General features: G+C 49.0%; 13 protein-coding genes, 2 rRNA genes and 1 riboswitch. Of the genes, 2 read left to right on the top strand and 13 right to left on the bottom strand.

What is annotated here, in order from left to right; all coding sequences use genetic code 11:
- Positions 1–13 precede the first annotated feature (13 nt).
- The 4 genes from tmk to EWH91_RS10190 form a co-directional block, all read right to left on the bottom strand.
- A complete protein-coding gene (gene tmk / locus EWH91_RS10200; RefSeq protein WP_129929943.1) occupies positions 14–697 on the bottom strand; it encodes a dTMP kinase in 684 nt (227 codons plus the stop codon).
- Positions 694–2133 (bottom strand): aminotransferase class I/II-fold pyridoxal phosphate-dependent enzyme, encoded by a 1440-nt coding sequence (locus EWH91_RS10195; protein ID WP_129929942.1) that lies wholly within the window; start codon positions 2131–2133, stop codon positions 694–696. The genes tmk and EWH91_RS10195 overlap by 4 nt, the downstream gene beginning before the upstream one ends.
- A 127-nt stretch (positions 2134–2260) precedes the next feature.
- Complete coding sequence (locus tag EWH91_RS14490) at positions 2261–2434, bottom strand: hypothetical protein (protein WP_165364305.1); 174 nt, start codon at positions 2432–2434, stop codon at positions 2261–2263.
- A gap of 6 nt (positions 2435–2440) precedes the next feature.
- Positions 2441–2899: a VanZ family protein gene (locus EWH91_RS10190; protein WP_165364304.1), complete on the bottom strand. Its 459-nt coding sequence runs from the start codon at positions 2897–2899 to the stop codon at positions 2441–2443.
- Positions 2900–3474: 575 nt separating this feature from the next.
- A riboswitch (TPP riboswitch) is annotated at positions 3475–3576 on the top strand.
- Positions 3577–3682: 106 nt separating this feature from the next.
- Between EWH91_RS10190 and tenA the strand changes: the two genes are divergently transcribed.
- Entirely contained in the window at positions 3683–4375 is a 693-nt protein-coding gene (gene tenA, locus EWH91_RS10185; protein ID WP_165364303.1) for a thiaminase II, read from the top strand.
- Positions 4376–4539: 164 nt separating this feature from the next.
- On the opposite strand, the gene EWH91_RS10180 is transcribed toward tenA, so the two are convergent.
- The 7 genes from EWH91_RS10180 to EWH91_RS10150 all read right to left on the bottom strand — a co-directional run bounded on the left by EWH91_RS10180 (position 4540) and on the right by EWH91_RS10150 (position 15232).
- Positions 4540–5196: a response regulator gene (locus EWH91_RS10180; RefSeq protein WP_129929939.1), complete on the bottom strand. Its 657-nt coding sequence runs from the start codon at positions 5194–5196 to the stop codon at positions 4540–4542.
- Between the two features lie 13 nt (positions 5197–5209).
- On the bottom strand, positions 5210–7540 hold the full coding sequence (locus EWH91_RS10175; protein ID WP_129929938.1) for a histidine kinase: 2331 nt from the start codon (positions 7538–7540) through the stop codon (positions 5210–5212).
- Between the two features lie 18 nt (positions 7541–7558).
- The gene (locus tag EWH91_RS10170) at positions 7559–9835 is read right to left on the bottom strand and encodes an ATP-binding protein (RefSeq protein ID WP_129929937.1); all 2277 of its coding nucleotides are present in this window, start codon (positions 9833–9835) and stop codon (positions 7559–7561) included.
- A 225-nt stretch (positions 9836–10060) separates the two neighbouring features.
- Positions 10061–10273, bottom strand: a complete 213-nt coding sequence (locus EWH91_RS10165) for a sigma factor G inhibitor Gin (RefSeq protein WP_129929936.1) — start codon at positions 10271–10273, stop codon at positions 10061–10063.
- Between the two features lie 174 nt (positions 10274–10447).
- On the bottom strand, positions 10448–11503 hold the full coding sequence (locus EWH91_RS10160; protein WP_206184323.1) for an undecaprenyldiphospho-muramoylpentapeptide beta-N-acetylglucosaminyltransferase: 1056 nt from the start codon (positions 11501–11503) through the stop codon (positions 10448–10450).
- A 130-nt stretch (positions 11504–11633) separates the two neighbouring features.
- On the bottom strand, positions 11634–13502 hold the full coding sequence (locus tag EWH91_RS10155; RefSeq protein WP_129929934.1) for an ABC transporter ATP-binding protein: 1869 nt from the start codon (positions 13500–13502) through the stop codon (positions 11634–11636).
- Positions 13499–15232 (bottom strand): ABC transporter ATP-binding protein, encoded by a 1734-nt coding sequence (locus EWH91_RS10150; protein WP_129929980.1) that lies wholly within the window; start codon positions 15230–15232, stop codon positions 13499–13501. Before EWH91_RS10150 ends, EWH91_RS10155 begins: the two co-directional genes overlap by 4 nt.
- Before the next feature lie 165 nt (positions 15233–15397).
- Between EWH91_RS10150 and EWH91_RS10145 the strand changes: the two genes are divergently transcribed.
- Positions 15398–16216: a metallophosphoesterase gene (locus tag EWH91_RS10145; protein WP_240697332.1), complete on the top strand. Its 819-nt coding sequence runs from the start codon at positions 15398–15400 to the stop codon at positions 16214–16216.
- A gap of 239 nt (positions 16217–16455) precedes the next feature.
- Here EWH91_RS10145 and rrf read toward each other — a convergent pair.
- Positions 16456–16572 (bottom strand): 5S ribosomal RNA (rrf, locus tag EWH91_RS10140).
- A gap of 84 nt (positions 16573–16656) precedes the next feature.
- A 23S ribosomal RNA gene (locus EWH91_RS10135) occupies positions 16657–16770 on the bottom strand; the annotation flags it as partial.

The raw sequence follows: 16770 nt of genomic DNA, 5'->3' as shown, positions 1-16770 counted from the left end.
CAGAACCACCCTTTCAATCCGTTTTTTTGAATTGTGTCCATAAGGAGCGGAAATCCTCCCATATTTCATGAAAAACCTCATTTGCCGCCTGTTCACCGTTTATTCGGCAAATGCGTTGTTCATTTTCCTGAAGGATCTTCTGAAATCCTTCCCGTACACGCTGGTGATAGGCAAGTGACCGCCTCTCGACCCGGTCCAGCTCATCAGCTCTTTGCGTCGCACCGGTCTCCGGTGCCCCGCTCCGCTGCTTCATCCGCTTTCTGCCTGCCTCCGGGGATACATCAATCAGATAGGTTCTGTCGGGAGTCAGACCCCCTGTTGCAAATCGATTGACCTCGCGCACCCATTTCACCGGCTGACCCAGTCCGTAAGCCTGGTAAGCGATGGAGGCATCAACAAACCGGTCACTGAGAACCACCTGACCGGATTTCAGAGCCGGAATAATTTTTTCTTCAACATGCTGACTGCGTGACGCGGCGTACAGCAGAATCTCTGTCCTGTCTGTAAGCGCCTGATGAGCCGGATCAAGGATCATGGACCGGATTTCGTCGCCGATCGCCGTTCCTCCCGGTTCACGTGTCAGAACAAACGACACCCCCTGCGTCTCAAGCATTCGGGCCAGTTTATGAATCTGTGTCGTTTTTCCGGCTCCGTCCGGTCCTTCAAAAGTAATAAAAAGTCCCTTGTCCCTGCTCATAATACCCCTGCTTTATAGATCTTTATTTTGCCTTTTGTGATGCCATCATTCTGAAAAACAGTACCTTCACGAACCAGTCGTTCGACCAGTTCCCGTTGTGCCCGGGTAATCCGTTCACCTTTTATGATCACCGGTATACCCGGAGGATAGGGAATGACATATTCCGCCGCAACCTGTCCTTCGGCAAGATTCAGAGCGGTATCCTGCTTCTCAGTCTTTGAAAGTTCACTGTATGTCCCGGCAAGCGTTGAACATAGCTGGAACCGTACGGGTTCAGGATCTTTCCTCCGATGAAAAGGATGCAGCTCCTCAAGGCTCTCACGAATGCCGGTAAGTGCGGCATCCAGGGGGATCCGATCGGTCAGACCCAGTGTCAAAAGAACATGCTCTGAATCAGCCATCTCAGGATAAATCCCGGACTCAATCAGCCGCTTCTGCCAGTCGTATCCGTTCACATCCGGCCCTGCATCAAGTGTAATCTTAAACGGGTCAACCCGATAATAGCCCGGATCAGCCTTAAGGACATGGACCTTCCCGATCTTCTCAAGTCCGCGGACGAACCTGTTTCGGCATTCAAGAATATGATCAAGTCTCAGTCTGTCCAGATTAGCCAGTACGTATCTGGCCAGATCAAGAGAAGCCATAATCGGATAAGAAGGGCTGGACGTCTGCAACGCTTCTCTTGCTTCCCGTACGCTCTCTGTCGATACACGCTGTGAACAGACATGCAGCCAGGCGCCCATCGTCATCGCCGGCAGCATTTTATGGGCAGAGTGAACCACGAGATCCGCGCCCAGATCCAGTGCACTTGGTGGCAGAGGATGACCCAGGTGAAAATGTGCGCCGTGGGCTTCATCAACCAGCACGGTCATGCCATGCGCGTGGGCCTCCCGGATCAGACCCGCGATGTCCGGGGCCATACCATAATAATTCGGATAGGTCAGAATCACTGCTTTTGCCTGGGGATACTTCCGAAGCGCCTCTTTCCACGCCCGCGGATCAACACCTGCTGTAAGCCCTGATTTCCTGTCTCGAAAAGGAGCAAGAAATACAGGCCGGACATGGCCCAGACGGAGCGCGTGGAAAACTGATTTATGGCTGTCCCGCTGAACCAGAACGGTATCTCCTTCGTGACAGGCCGCCTGAACCATGATCAGATTCCCGACAGTAGACCCGTTTACAAGAAACAGACTCGCCCGGGACTGATAATATTGGGTCAGAAGCGCCTCCCCCGCCCGAATGATCCCCTCCGGATGATACAGATCGTCGAGACCGGCCACCTCTGTTGCATCTAAAGCAAGGAGCGGTCTGAAATACGGCGCCGCCTTCTCCGGGAAGATCAACCCATCTTTGTGACCGGGAACATGAAAAGAAAACGCCTGACGGGTATGATATTGAAGTAAGCCATCAAATACAGGCGTACATGTCTGATCCATATTTTTGCCTCTAAAAAGAATATATTTTTATCCATCTGAAATGCACTTTTTTCATACGTTTATTCTACCATAACAGACAAAAAGCCAGCCACCTGCAGGCAGGTGACCGGTGCACGAAAACAAGCATTCATTTTTTACTGCCCGGACCCGGCTGAGTCAGGAATTCGGCCCGGGCGATGACCAGGAGGCCGAAGATAAACAGCAGAAAACCCCAGGCCTGGCTGGAGCGGTCGATTGTCATCCATAACAGTCCGCAGCTGAACAGAATCAGGCCAATAAGAAACATCAGGATTCGTTTCAATGGGCGTCACTTCCGATCGATGAAATTTCCGGTATATGCCTTCGCTTTTCTGTCATCCTCCTGCCATGACATGATATCGGTGATATATTGCCTCATCCAGGCCTGCCGTCCAAGAATACGAAACGCGGAGGTACCGATCAGTACACCGCAGGCATTCAGGATGAGATCATCGACATCAAAAGGATGGACAGGAAACCGCGGGATGCCATTCAGCAGAAAAACCAGGATCTCAACACCCAGGGAGGCTGTGAAACCCGTTATCATCAGTTTAAAAAAAGTCAGACGGCCACGCGTCGCAAAGCCGGTGAAAAAGATGAACGGGATCGGAAGAACGATTTGCCAGAAAAGAAGCCAGTGCCCCCCGGCGCTGTGAAGAGAAGATGAAATGGTCAGAAAGGGCCGCCATTGATACCATGTATCTGTTCCGGACGAAACCGGCTGAACGGTAAGCAGAAACGTAAACACCAGGTAACCCGCAAGAAGTGACAGAAAGATCCCGCGGTTAAAGGTCAGATGTTTTTTTGTTAATTTTTCCCAGAGGAGGCATACACCAAGGACTGTACCGTAACCTATAAAGAAATCAAGAATATCAGGTTCAAGAAGATGTCTCAGGATTCTCCCCCCTGCCTCTCAAGGAAACTTTCATGATTATCTGCAGTCATCACTAATCACTGCTCCTGTTTTCATCATAATACAGATCCGTCCGCAGCAACCCGCACACTTCGTGCGGAATAGCGCAAAAAAGATGCGGGATCACGCATATCCCGCATCTTGCTCTTTTCTTGTACGTCTATTAAGATGTTCTCCCTTTTATCCCGCCTGAACGAGCACCACCTCAGGGTCATGAAGGTAAACGAGGCCAGAGTGGGGGATCACTGCCCGCAGCAGTCCGATGGGTTCAAATCATTAGAATCGATTCAGATGCATGTCCATTTTCCCCGCATTAAACCGGACGTGATTCTCTTCACCCCTTCACTGTAAAACTTACCTCTTCTATACCTTGCCGGAAAGTATGTTATACTAAACGTAAATTCATCTGTTAATCTCGCTGGGGGAGCTTTCATTAGCTGAGATCGGTATCGCCGAGACCCTTTGAACCTGAACCAGATCATACTGGCGTAGGAAAGTGGCTAAACTTGCATTCTATTTTTATATCTACGTTACGATGCATATTTGTAAACCACTTTCTGCTTATGAAAGTGGTTTCTTTATTTTTTATTCATTTATTACATGGAAGGAAGGGATCCTATGTTATTTTCAGAGCGGTTAAAACAAAAGGCCAAACCCATTTTACATGAGATTTTTGACCATCCTTTTGTGAAAGGCATTGCAAGTGGAACATTGCCAAAAGAAGCCATTACGTTTTATGTGCAACAAGACTTTCAATACCTTAATGCCTTTGTGAAGCTTTATGCTTACGCCATTATCAAGTCTGAAACGCGTGAAGACATGGATTTTTTTAAAGAGCAGATTGATTACACATTGCATAGTGAAAACATGGCTCATGAAAATTTATGCCAGGTCGCAAACCTCTCATATGACACATTGAAAGAAGGTAAAATCGCGCCTGTCACTCTTCTATATCAAGAGCATATGCTCGACCAGGGAGTTAACGGAAGTTTACTTGATATTTTAGCCTGCTTAATCCCTTGTCCCTGGACGTATTGGGAAATCGGGAAACGGTTGGTGGAGCAACATCCATCTCTGGAAAACCATCCGTTCAAAGACTGGATTACGTTCTATGGCACTTATGGAAATGGTGAACTGGCCTTTGCCGAAGAACTGTTCCGACGCCTGAATGAAAAAGCCGGGAAAGCATCAACAAAAGCATTGGATCAGGCAGAACACGTCTTCTTACGCAGTTGCGAATTAGAATGGATGTTCTGGGAAATGGCTTATTATCGGCAACACTGGACATTTAACGATCGCATCAAAATTTAATGCACCGGGCAGGAGTGAGAAAAGCCTTCATCTCACGATGGACACCCTTGGCCTTTGGCTCGCAGTTCCTACGTTCAAGGCCTGCAGCGGACTTTCACCACCTGGCTGCCGCCCGACGCACCTTTAATCAGTGGGGGATGAAGACACCCCACTGATTAAAGGTTTCACTTTATCCCGGGCTCCTTGCGAGGGGTAAGCAGGATACCTTCCCGATTAATCTTCTCCGCGGCTTCAACCCGTGAATGTACACCCAGCTTCTGAAAAATGCCGGTCAGATACTTTTCTACCGTCCGCTGGCCGATCAGAAGAGACTTCGCAATTTCCCGGTTGGTCTGCCCGCTGATTACGGCAGACATAATATCTTTCTCCAGATGGTTGAAATGGACTCTTGTCGCGCTTTCTATGGCCTTCTCACTGATTGCAAGTTTTCTGAAAAGCCACATCGGCATCAGCACTTCATCACGGAGCGCGGCCCGAAGTGCAGCGACGAGAGATTCAATAGAGGCCGACTTACTGATCACGCCGGACACCCCGCGGTCAACCATTTCTTCAAATAAAGGCTCAATTTCATTTTCATAACCTGTATATATCAATACTTTAGCTTCCGAATCAAGATCCAGTATCAGATCTGTTGCTTCAAGGCCGTCCATCTGCGGCATATTCAGGTCTATCAAATATAATTTATAATAATGCCTTTTGACTTCAGCAGCCAGATCGCCCGATGGCGGCAGCGCCACTACGTTAAATCCCGCCGCTTTTAACACCGTTTGCGTCCCTCTTGCTACAACAGCATGATCATCCATGACTAATACCGATGTCATCTTTCACACCTCGTTATTTATTATCATTACCCGCCGGCAGATCAATCCGGACAGCCAGTCCGCCCGGCGCCGGCTTTTCCTGAGCCTGCGTCAGCCTGATGGATCCGCCCAGCCCTTCTACTCGGCTGATCAGACCCGGAAGGCCCATCGTACTGAAGGAAGGATCAATCTGACTGTCATCGATACCGGCTCCATCGTCCCGGTAAATCAGAAGGACGTGCGCTCCATCAAACCGGACAGCCAGGAAAACATGCCGGGCACCAGTATGAGCTGCCACATGATCTAATAACTCCTGCGCCGCGCGATAAAGGCAGAGGGCCCCTTCTCTCTTCAAACCTTTCGGGATCGGGTCGATATGGGTCTCCAGAAAGAAGCCTGCCGACAGGCTGACCTGTTCAATAAGTTCGTTAAGAGCCGGACCAGGTCCTTTTTTTAATGCGGGTTCAGGATACCAGGCGCGGATGATTTTTCGCAGATCTCCGGCAAGGTCCAGCACCCGCTCCCGGGCATAGGTGAGCATGCCCTTTATTTTCGCATCCTCCGTCTTTCTTATTTTCATATCAATTTCACGGGCAATAGCCAGCTGATCCTGGACGGCGGTATCATGTAAATCTCTTGCCAGCTGCTTTCGTTCATACTCCGATAATGAAAACAGAAACCGGTTCATTTCAGGCGGAATACGTGATCGGTCCGTTTCCATCCTGCGGAGCGCATGCAGCAGCCGGTCCGTCTGATCCAGATTTTCAATCACAACTTTCGCATAGTTCAGCAGGGTCTCCAGCCACATGCGCTCCTCCAGGTTGAGCATTTTCACCGGCTTTCGCCAGATACAGACAAGCAGCAGATTTTCATCCTTTCGCTGCTTCAGTAAAACAGCCATACCGGAAGGGCTTTTCCACATGCCACTGACTGGCTCTGTATGATCCTGCAGACGGCTGGTCCACTCCGTTATCCGGTTTTTATTCCCGTTTAGCGTCCGGACTTCCTTGTCACTGCCGATTCTGACCACCTCCGCATGCAGCGCGGGAAGATGGGAGGTCACTATTTCCCTGAGCATAAGGGCCACATGATCCAGCGTGTATTCTGTTTTCGACCATTGCAGAAAACGGTTCAGGCTCTCCTGCCTCGCTCTTTTTTCGGCACCTTCATGCTTTCTCAGCCAGTGATCCAGATACTCCCTGACATAAAGAGCCAGAATCCCGGTACTGAAAACAAGGATCCCGAGACTCATAATCTCTCCCGGATTGCCTGCAAGCTGCTCCCTTATGAATATGAGAAAAACACTCAGAGTCACAAGCGTCATGCAGAAGCTGAGCAGGCTGTAATAGCCGAGCCGGCTAATCTCAAACGACATATCAATAAACACACCGGAGAGAACCGGAATGCATAAGGTCAGAGGAAGAAGCAGTGCAAAAGGTGTGGTCCATTCAACAGGAAGCGGCGACGTGCCGGTAAGCATGTTCGGCAAAGCATAGAAAGCAACAAAGGGAAAAAGGGTGAGAAAAAATCCTGCCATCAGCAGCTGAATCATCCGTCTGTATTCCGATCCTTCGATCCGCCTGTACAGCCTTGCCAAAAGGACGCACAGCAAAAGAAAAACAAAAACCGAAAAAATCAGTTCCTGAGGATAATAGGCACTGACCGACCTGTCCTCGATAAAAATACTGTGAAGAACAATTAATCCGCCACACAGATACAGACAGCCCAGCAGCCATCGAGACAACAGGAAAAAGCCAAAAGATCCGAAATAAACACGCATAAAATGAACCAGGAGAATCAATGTAAAAACCAGGGAAAAGCTGGTGACTTTCAGACTCCAGCTGTCATGTCGCGCATTAGCCGACATCTCAAGCAAAAGCGGTGAGACAACGATCAGAAGGGCGATCAGTACGGGTACCGCCGGATTTATCTCCTTTTTCATATGCAGAAAACAGGCGAACGAAAAACAGATAAGGAAAAAAGCGGCGGGAATGACCAGAAAGAAAAACATTGCCGATTTCGAAACCGACTGATCAACAGACAGGCGAATCACCTCATTCTCCCGCAGAAGATCGATATGTCCCGCCTGTCCGATCATCTCGTATGCGGTCATACTTTTTACTTTTGAAGGTAACTTTCCGTCAACGGACAGTATCCGGTCACCCGGCCGGATATGGGCGGAACTGCCCCAGCTGAAAGGAGCGACGCTTTGAACTGTATACCCCTGATCAGTGTGTTCTGTATAGACACCTATATAAGGCTTGTCAATAATACTGATCGTAAAATGCAGAACAAGTACGATGACTGTGATCATACTGATAAAAAACAAGTGCTTTTGCAGCTGACGGCTGATCTCGTTTTGCATGCTCCCGCCTCCCTCGTATCAATCTGCCGGCCAGCGTATTTTTACTGAAAGCCCTTTGCCCTTCTGAGACCGGATCACGATCCGGCCGCCTATACCCTCCACTCTGCCGATCATCCCGGGGAAACCCATTGTACCAAAGGACTGACCGACTTTTGATACATCCATGCCCACGCCGTCATCTTCATAATACAAGCCAAATTCGTTTCCTTCTTTACTCAGGCGCAGGGTCACCCGTTTCGCCCCGGCATGTTTCATGGCATTATTTAACAGTTCCTGAACCACCCGGTACACAGTCATTTCAAATTCTTTCGGCAGCATCGCCGTCCGATCATCGATAAACGTTTCCAGAACAAAATCCCCGCGTAAATTTACTTTTTCAAACAGTTCATCAAGTGATTTCTTCAAACCTGCCCGATAGATAAATTCAGGGTGGATTTCATAAATGACCTGGCGGAGGATGTAAACACTGTCCAGGACCTGTTCCCGGATGTAGCCGAGAAAGTGCCCGAGCTTCCTGTCCTGAGTCCACTCCCTCCAGCTGTCCATATCACGGGCGAAAGCGAGCTGATCCTGCAGATTATGGTCATGGAGATCTTTGGCAAGCTCCTTTCGCTCCTGTTCAGAAATGCGCACCATCATTTTCTTCACCGTGATCGGCAGGGCCCTGCCTTCCCGGACCGGCTGTCTGAGTTCAGCAAGCAGCTCTTTCGTATTTTTCAGGTTTTCAGTGGCAATCTGAGCATAACTGATCAGTGTCGCCAGCCATGAGCGCTCGTCGGGATTCAGCCGGGTTCTCGGTCCGCTCCAGCTTCCTGCAAGTGTGATGTCTTCCGAATGTCCGGCTGAAAGCAGAGCCGAGAATCCTTTTTTACTGAATGCGATTTTTCTGTCCGGTTCGGTGAACAGGGAGACCCTGTTTCCATCGATGACCGGCGATTTTTCGCCAGTTAGGCCCTCTCGAATCAGCCTGACGTTCTCAAAGGGAAGACATGCCTCAATTTCTTTTTTCAGGATTTTCCCAAGTCCGCTGGTGTCCGGATCCATCTTCATCCACTGCAGGAAGCGGTTCAGGCTGGTCTGGTAATCCTGCCGTTTAGGATACAGTCTTTTTCTCAGTGAATAATCCAGGAATTCTTTCAAATAAAGCGTCATCGTAACAATCGTCCAGACAGCAAACGCCAGTCTGATCCAGTCCATGGAGCCATATGCACTGCCGTTCTGCGCCATCATGGAAAAAACACCCGACACAAGCACTGCTGCACCCGCACCAATCGTCCCGCAATAAACCAGCCTGCCCGTTACAAAGGAAACATCTATAAATCGGTCAGACACAGAAAGATAGAACCACGTCAGAGGAATCAGGGAAAGAAAGGGCATCGTCCACTGCCATGTGATCACTTCCTGCTTCAACAGCAGCGCTGGCAGCCCATAAAATATCACGAACGGCAGCAGCGCAGCGGTCACCCCGGCAGCCGGCACCTGAAGCAGTATCCGGGATGCTTTAGTTTCAGCCGTGAAGAGCTGATAAAACAAGGGAACAAGCAGGAAAAGAAATAAGGCAGCACCCGCTGTGAGCACAACAGACAGCGGATGACCCGCTGGCATCAGGACGGCAGCCACTATAAAAGCTGCTGCGGAAAGCACATACTGGATCAATAAATAACGGTCAGAAAACAAATGAAGATGCCGGGACTGGCCGTACTGATTCAGATAGTGCAGCATCAGCGTCGGACTGATCAGGAAGGAAAAAAGAATAAAGAGATGCACGGGCCCGTTCTCCCTGAGTCCGGAAGCCGCACTGATCGCCGTAAATACCGGCCCGATGAGCGAAAGAAAAATGATCAGGACAGATACACCTGCCCCCTGCCCGCGGGCGAGCATAAAGGCAGCCAGGACCAGACATAAGGCAAAGAACAGGACGGGGAAAAGAAAGTGGATGATCAATCCTTCAGGGGAGCCGGCCGGGCTGAAGGAAAGCGTCTGCCTCTCCCCGTTATGCAGCCATTCCAGATGCTGTGCATGACGGATTTCACCGTTTCCGGATTCCTGCCCTCTGTCTGCTGCTGCCTGTCCGTCCACAGAGAGCAGACGATCCCCCTCCTGAAGCCGGCTGCCTGTCCATCCAAGATGATCACTGCTTTCTACCAGCACGCGTCCGTCCGACGACTTCACATGAATGCCGGCATAGGGGAACTGAAACATCAGGAAAATAAAATACAGAAACGCCGCAAACGAGAGGATCAGACAGATGAGGCGCCTATGAATGACAAATACATGATGAAATGAACGGGACATCAGCAACACCTGCCTTTAGCACCGCCCGGAAGGAAACCGGCCCATCCGGTAATCTTTGGAATCTTATTTTAAGTTTATCAAAAAATACACACTTTCGGACATATCTGACAAGATTCCCTCCTCTTTTCCTTCTGATAAAGAAACCCTTCGCCCGGTTCTTCTGATCCTTTTTTCAAAGTAAAAAAGAGAAGCCTTTTGTTGCGGGGATGCTTCTCTGTTACCGGATCATTTTGTTGTTTCCTTTGTCTGATCAATCAGGTTCAGCTGAGACAGTTTTTTAATCAGAAAACCGTATTTCCAGTCCGTTACATCCGTCTTCACAATCGTTCTCCGGCAGGAATCACAGATTAATTGATTTCCGATATGCAGACCTTCCGACTTCAGTTGATTACAGATCATACATGTTTCATGAATCGGGGCGTGTGCCTCTTCTGCCATAGTTGATGCCACCTCCTGTCACAGGATAACCTGATTTCTCGTAATCTATTCATCCTGATCCTTACTTGCATTCTATGGTGCATTTTCAGTCAGGTGCCTGCCCGGAAAAAACACATCAGTCTCAGCGGTACAAATTGAAGAAAAGCGGTCGGAAGTTCCGACCGCTTTTTCTGATTATATCCGATTGATTTGCCCCAGAATATTTTCAATACCATTCGTTGCATTTGCTGCCCGCATCATCCGATCTCTGTATGCGTAGCGGTTTTTGTATACGTCAGTGAGGGTCCGCTGCAGCTTCTCAGGAGTGAGCGTATCATTATCAAGCACTTTGCAAAATCCTCTTTTTCTGAATGATTCAGCATTCAGAATCTGGTCGCCACGACTCGCCCTCAGGGGCAGCGGTACAAGGATCATCGGTTTTTTTAAAGCGAGAAATTCAAAAATCGCATTCGAACCGGCCCGGGATAAAATAATCGTTGAGGCGGCCATCACGTCGGGCAGCTCTTTATCAATAAAAGCAAACTGTCTGTACCCCGTCATGTTCAAAGAATCATCGACATTCCCTTTCCCGCAAAGATGGACAATCTGATAATCTTTCAGCAGGTCAGGAAGAGAGGTGCGTACGGCGTCATTGATCGCCCTTGCTCCAAGGCTGCCGCCCATGACAAGTAACACCGGTTTATTCGACTGAAACCCGAGAAAACGGAAACCTGCTTCCCTGCGCCCCTTTTTCAGACTGTCGCGGATGGGTGCACCGGAGTAGACCACTTTACTTGCCGGAAAATGTTTGCCTGCTTCCTCAAATGTCACAAACAGTTTGGTTGCGAACCGCATCGCTATACGATTAGCCAGCCCGGGCGTTATATCCGATTCATGAATGTAAACAGGAACCCGGTTCATCCAGCCGCCGATCACAACCGGGACAGAAACAAACCCGCCCTTTGAAAAAATGATATCCGGCCTGATTTTCCTTATGATAAAATAGGCCTGCATGACACCGGCAAAAACCTTGAACGGATCCTTGAAATTTTTCATATCAAAATAACGGCGCAATTTTCCGCTTGAAATGCCCCGGTAATCAATGCCATGCGCTTCAACCAGTTTTTTTTCAATACCGTTTTTTGATCCCATATAGGTAATCGACCATTGATCCTTCATCCGGTCAATCAGCGCCAGATTCGGTGTAACGTGACCTGCTGATCCGCCACCTGTAAAAATGATTTTCTTCACCATTTTATTGTCTCATTCCAATCAGCCTTTTTTCACCCGTTAAAAAGTGTAATACAACTGATGTCATTGTAAACCACTATTTTAAAAAAAGCAGCGGGATTTTTCAGCCTGGAAACTCTCTCTTCATTTATTATCCGGTAATCTGCTTTTGATCATTGTTTTCAAACTGGCTGTTGTACAGATCAGCATAAAACCCGCCTTTGTCAAGTAAAGTGGTGTGCGTACCCTGTTCAACAACATGTCCATGGTTCATGACCAGAATCAGATCGGATTCTCTGATCGTCGACAGGCGATGTGCGATGACAAAGCTTGTACGGTTTTTCATGAGAGTCTGCATGGCTTTCTGTATATGGACCTCCGTCCGGGTATCAACACTGCTCGTGGCTTCATCAAGAATCAGGATCACAGGATCCGCAAGAAGTGCCCGGGCAATCGTCAGCAGCTGTTTCTGCCCCTGCGACAGATTTGAGCCTTCCTCATTAATGATTGTGTCATAACCATCAGGCAGTGTCCGGATGAAATGGTCGGCATGCGCGGCAGCGGCCGCACGGACAATCTCCTCTTCTGTAGCTTTCTCGCGTCCGTAGGCAATGTTCTCACGGATTGTTCCGCTGAACAGCCAGGTATCCTGAAGGACTATCCCGAACAGGTGGTGCAGCGCATCCCGTTGCAATGTCTTAATATCCACACCGTCAATAGTGATTCGCCCTGCATCGCAGTCATAGAAACGCATCAGCAGATTAATCAGCGTCGTCTTTCCGGCACCTGTAGGACCGACAATGGCAATGGATGAACCGGCAGCTGCATCGATGTTCATTTGTTCGATCAGCGGCTGATCGGCTTTGTACCGGAAAGAAACCTGTTCAAATCGGACGTGTCCTCTCGGTTCCGGCAAAACTGCCGGTTCCGGCAAATCGGGGGTATCCTCCTCTTCATCCAGGATTTCAAAAATCCGTTCCGCTGAAGCAATCGTCGACTGGATAATGTTCGAGATATTCGCAATCTGATTCAGCGGCTGGCCGAACTGCCGGGCATATTGAATAAATGCCTGGATGTCGCCAATCTGAATCGTACGGTTAATCACGAGCATACCGCCGACCACAGAGATCAGCACATAACCGATGTTTCCAATAAACATCATCATCGGCATGATGATTCCTGAGAGGAACTGGGCTTTCCATGCTGAGTGGTACAGGCTGCCGTTGATCTCTTTGAACGTGTTAATCGCCTGCGGTTCGCGGTTGAATGCTTTGACCACCTGGTGACCGGTAAACATCTCTTCGACATGCCCGTTCAGTTTGCCGATTCGTTCCTGTTGCTGTTTGAAATAGAGCTGCGACCGGCCGGCGATCCCTTTTATACCTACAAGGCTGAGCGGGATCGTCACAAGCAGAACAACCGTCAGCAGCGGACTGATTGTCAGCATCATCACAAGCACACCGAGCAGGGTGACAATTGAAGTAATCGAGGTGGTCAGGCTTTGCGAAAGTGTATTGCTGATGTTCTCCGAATCATTGACCGCCCGGCTGAGCACATCCCCATACGGATGCGTGTCAAAATAGCGAACCGGCAGTCTGGCCAGTTTTTCATTGACCTGCCTGCGCAGGGTGTAGACCATTTTCTGTGAAACGCCACTCATCAGATATTGCATCACATACATGAACAGAGAACTGAGTACGTACAGAACAATCAGGGTGACGACAATATTCCAGATATAATCGAAGTCCATCTGCGCGCCCGGTACGCCCCGGATTTTGTTCATCATCCCTTCAAAAAGCCGGGTGGTGGCATCACCCATCAGCTTCGGTGCAAGGATCGAAAATAGCGTGCTCAGGACAGCGGCGGCAAAAACAGTGATCAGAACCCCCACATGCGGCCTCAGGTAACCCAGCAGTCTGTTGAACGTTTTTTTGAAATGCTTTGGTTTCTGAAGCGGCAGGTGCATGGTCCCATGGCCACCTCCGTGGCGACGGCCGCCTGGAGACTGATTTTTACTCATGCCAGCTCCTCCTTATTCCCCTGCGATGATACAATTTCCCGGTAAACCGGGCAGGTTTCCATTAATTCCTGATGCGTTCCGATTCCGGCCACCGAACCCTCATCCAGAACGATGATTCGGTCGGCATGGAGCACTGTACTGATACGCTGTGCGACAATAATCAGGACAGCCGACTCCGTCATATGTCTCAGCTCTTTCTGCAGTTTTGCACCCGTCCGGTAATCGAGTGCCGAGAAACTGTCGTCCAGTAAATAGATATCGGTTTTTCTGATCAGGGCACGGGCGATTGCGAGCCGCTGCTTCTGGCCACCGGAAATATTTTTACCGTCCTGAGCAATGACCGAATCATATCCGTCAGGCATTTGACTGATAAATTCATCTGCCTGCGCTGCACGTGCCGCCTCCCTGACCGACACATCTGCCGCCGAACCGTCCCCATAACGGATGTTTTCTGCTACCGTTCCGCTGAACAGGACCGCTTTCTGCGGGACATAGCTGATCAAACTTCGCAGGTCCTCAAGCCGCATCTCGCGGACATCCGTCCCGTTTACTTTTACGCTGCCTTCCGACACGTCGAAAAACCGGGGGATCAGATTCAGCAATGTCGACTTTCCGGCACCTGTCCCGCCAATAATTGCCGTCATCTCTCCAGGCTGAGCGGTGAAAGAAATATCGGAAAGGGCCGGTTTTTCTGCTCCAGGGTAACGGCAGGTTACATCTTTGAATGTTACACCACGGTCACCGGCCGGCGCCGGATAGTCTTTCGTCCTGCCGGCATCACGGATGTCCGGCTGAATGTCCAGCACTTCATTGACACGCACAGCCGACACCTGCGCCCGCGGAACCATAATCAACATCATGGCCCCCATCAGGACAGAAAACATGATCATCATCGCGTACTGAATAAAGGCCATAAGATCTCCGACCTGCATCGCACCCTGGTCAATTCTCAGCCCGCCGAACCAGACGATCGCAACCGACGACAGGTTCATAATCAGCATCATCACCGGCAGCGCCGCGGCCATAATCTGATTAATCCGGATCGATGTTTGCATCATATCCCGGTTAGCCGTATCAAACCGTTTTGTTTCATGCTTTATCCGATTGAACGACCGGATGACGCGGATCCCCGTCAATTCCTCACGCAGCACCAGATTCATTCGGTCCATTTTTTTCTGAATCTGTTTAAAAAGCGGAATAGCCCATTTCGCCAGAACAACGACCCCGGCGATCAACAGCGGCAGGGCGACAATAAAAACAAGAGATAATTGAGCATCCTTGTATACCGCCATAATAATCCCGCCAATACACATCAGCGGTGCCATGGTCATCAGCTTAAGCATCATCATAAAGACCTGTTCGATCTGGGCGATGTCATTGGTCGTCCGGGTGATCAGTGAACTTGTCCCGACCTGATCAAACTCTTTCAGGGAGAACGTCTCGACATGTGAAAACATTTCATTTCGCAAATCACGTCCGAAGCCGTTTGCCGCTTTTGAAGCCAGATAATTTGAGACGACCGTGAACCCCCCGGCCACAAGCGTCACGAGCAGCATGAGGACACCCATCTTATAAATGTAAGGCATGTCCCCCTTAACGATACCGGTATCGACAATATCCGACATCAAAGTCGGCAGATACAGGTTAGCAAGGGATTGCAGAAAAACAAAAACCACGGAAAGGACCGCCGCCCGTAAATAAGGCCGGAAGTATTTTGATAAACGGATCAAATCCTGCATCTCCAATCTCTCAAAAAGCGGTAAATAATTTTATTGAATAAATCATATCTTAACAACTCTGTGTGAACAACAAATGAATGATCTGATACCTTCTGTGCCTGCGACTTTTCCCGGCAGATGATACAATAAACGTATCTTACCATCTGGAGGCTATTTGTGGTTAAACGAATGGGACTTGTCATTTTTTTCCTGTTATTACTCTCTTTCCTTCTCAAAATCTATCATGATACCCAATTTTTCAAAATGAATCGGGTCACTGTTCAGAGTGATAAAATACACTCAGGATCCGAGATCAGGATTGTTCAGATCAGCGACCTGCATGATAAAGTTTTTGGAAAAAACAATAAGTCCTTCATAACTGCAGTGGAAAAGACGCATGCTGACGCCATTGTCCTTACAGGCGACCTGATTAATACAAATACCCGTTCATTCACCCCTGTTTTTTCATTAATTGAACGGATCAGCACTAAAAATAAAAATATATACTTCGTCTCAGGAAATCATGACTGGACAAACCCGAAATACAACCTCCTGCTGAAAGGGCTTCAGGAGCGTGGAGTCAGGTTGCTGAACAATACACAGACGCAGATTGTGGCAAACGGTGTACCGGTAAACCTGGTCGGGGTCGACGATCCCTCAACAGATCATGAGGATCTGGATAAAGCCTTCAGGAATGTGGACAAAAGTCAATATACGATTCTCCTTGCCCATGATCCGGCCGTGACAGAAGAATACCCGAATATTCCGGCCGAACTGATTCTGAGCGGACATACACACGGTGGACAAATCAGGCTTCCATTGATCGGTGCTCTTATTGCCCCGAGCCAGGGCTTCTTTCCCAGACTGGATAAAGGACTATTCAAACTTCATCCGAATCAGTTTCTTTATGTAGACAGCGGGCTGGGTACCAGCGTTTTGCCTGTACGACTGTTCAATCAAAGTCAGTTCAGTCTGATTACCATCAGAGGAAAATAATAGCTTTCGAAAAACACTTACGAACATCGTTACTCTTACTTATCATACGGTCATCCGTAGCATTTCACACTTTCTATCCTGAAACTCATTCATGAACCTGAAAAAAGCAACTCAAAGGGATTCTGCACCTTTTATCATCCTCTATTTGGTGTTGCGAGGCAACATTGAGGTAACTGGGCCGTTTCATCGCAAAAAAAAAATACGCACTTTTCATTAGAGAAAAGTGCGTATTTTCATTTGCCTGGCAGTGACCTACTCTCACAGGGGGGCAACCCCCCACTACCATCGGCACAGAAGAGCTTAACGACCGTGTTCGGGATGGGAACGGGTGTGACCTCTTCGCTATGACCGCCAGACTGAAAATCACCCGGGGTCGGACGACCCCTCAAAACCGGTAACGAAAGATACAGCACGTCTATTTTCCTTCTGTCCGCTGACTTTGGGTTAAGCCCTCGGCCGATTAGTATCTGTCCGCTTCACGCGTCACCGCGCTTCCACTCCAGACCTATCCACCTCATCATCTCTGAGGGGCCTTACCAGCTTAAAGCTGTGGG

Source organism: Sporolactobacillus sp. THM19-2, from assembly GCF_004153195.1.
Lineage (GTDB): Bacteria > Bacillota > Bacilli > Bacillales > Sporolactobacillaceae > Sporolactobacillus.
This window is presented reverse-complemented; position numbering and strand designations above follow the sequence as displayed.

Bases quoted from the DNA above. Each gene is read 5' to 3' on its own strand.
- tmk (WP_129929943.1), bottom strand. From the start codon at position 697: ATGAGCAGGGACAAGGGACTTTTTATTACTTTTGAAGGACCGGACGGA.
- EWH91_RS10195 (WP_129929942.1), bottom strand. From the start codon at position 2,133: ATGGATCAGACATGTACGCCTGTATTTGATGGCTTACTTCAATATCAT.
- tenA (WP_165364303.1), top strand. From the start codon at position 3,683: ATGTTATTTTCAGAGCGGTTAAAACAAAAGGCCAAACCCATTTTACAT.
- EWH91_RS10180 (WP_129929939.1), bottom strand. From the start codon at position 5,196: ATGACATCGGTATTAGTCATGGATGATCATGCTGTTGTAGCAAGAGGG.
- EWH91_RS10175 (WP_129929938.1), bottom strand. From the start codon at position 7,540: ATGCAAAACGAGATCAGCCGTCAGCTGCAAAAGCACTTGTTTTTTATC.
- EWH91_RS10170 (WP_129929937.1), bottom strand. From the start codon at position 9,835: ATGTCCCGTTCATTTCATCATGTATTTGTCATTCATAGGCGCCTCATC.
- EWH91_RS10165 (WP_129929936.1), bottom strand. From the start codon at position 10,273: ATGGCAGAAGAGGCACACGCCCCGATTCATGAAACATGTATGATCTGT.
- EWH91_RS10155 (WP_129929934.1), bottom strand. From the start codon at position 13,502: ATGAGTAAAAATCAGTCTCCAGGCGGCCGTCGCCACGGAGGTGGCCAT.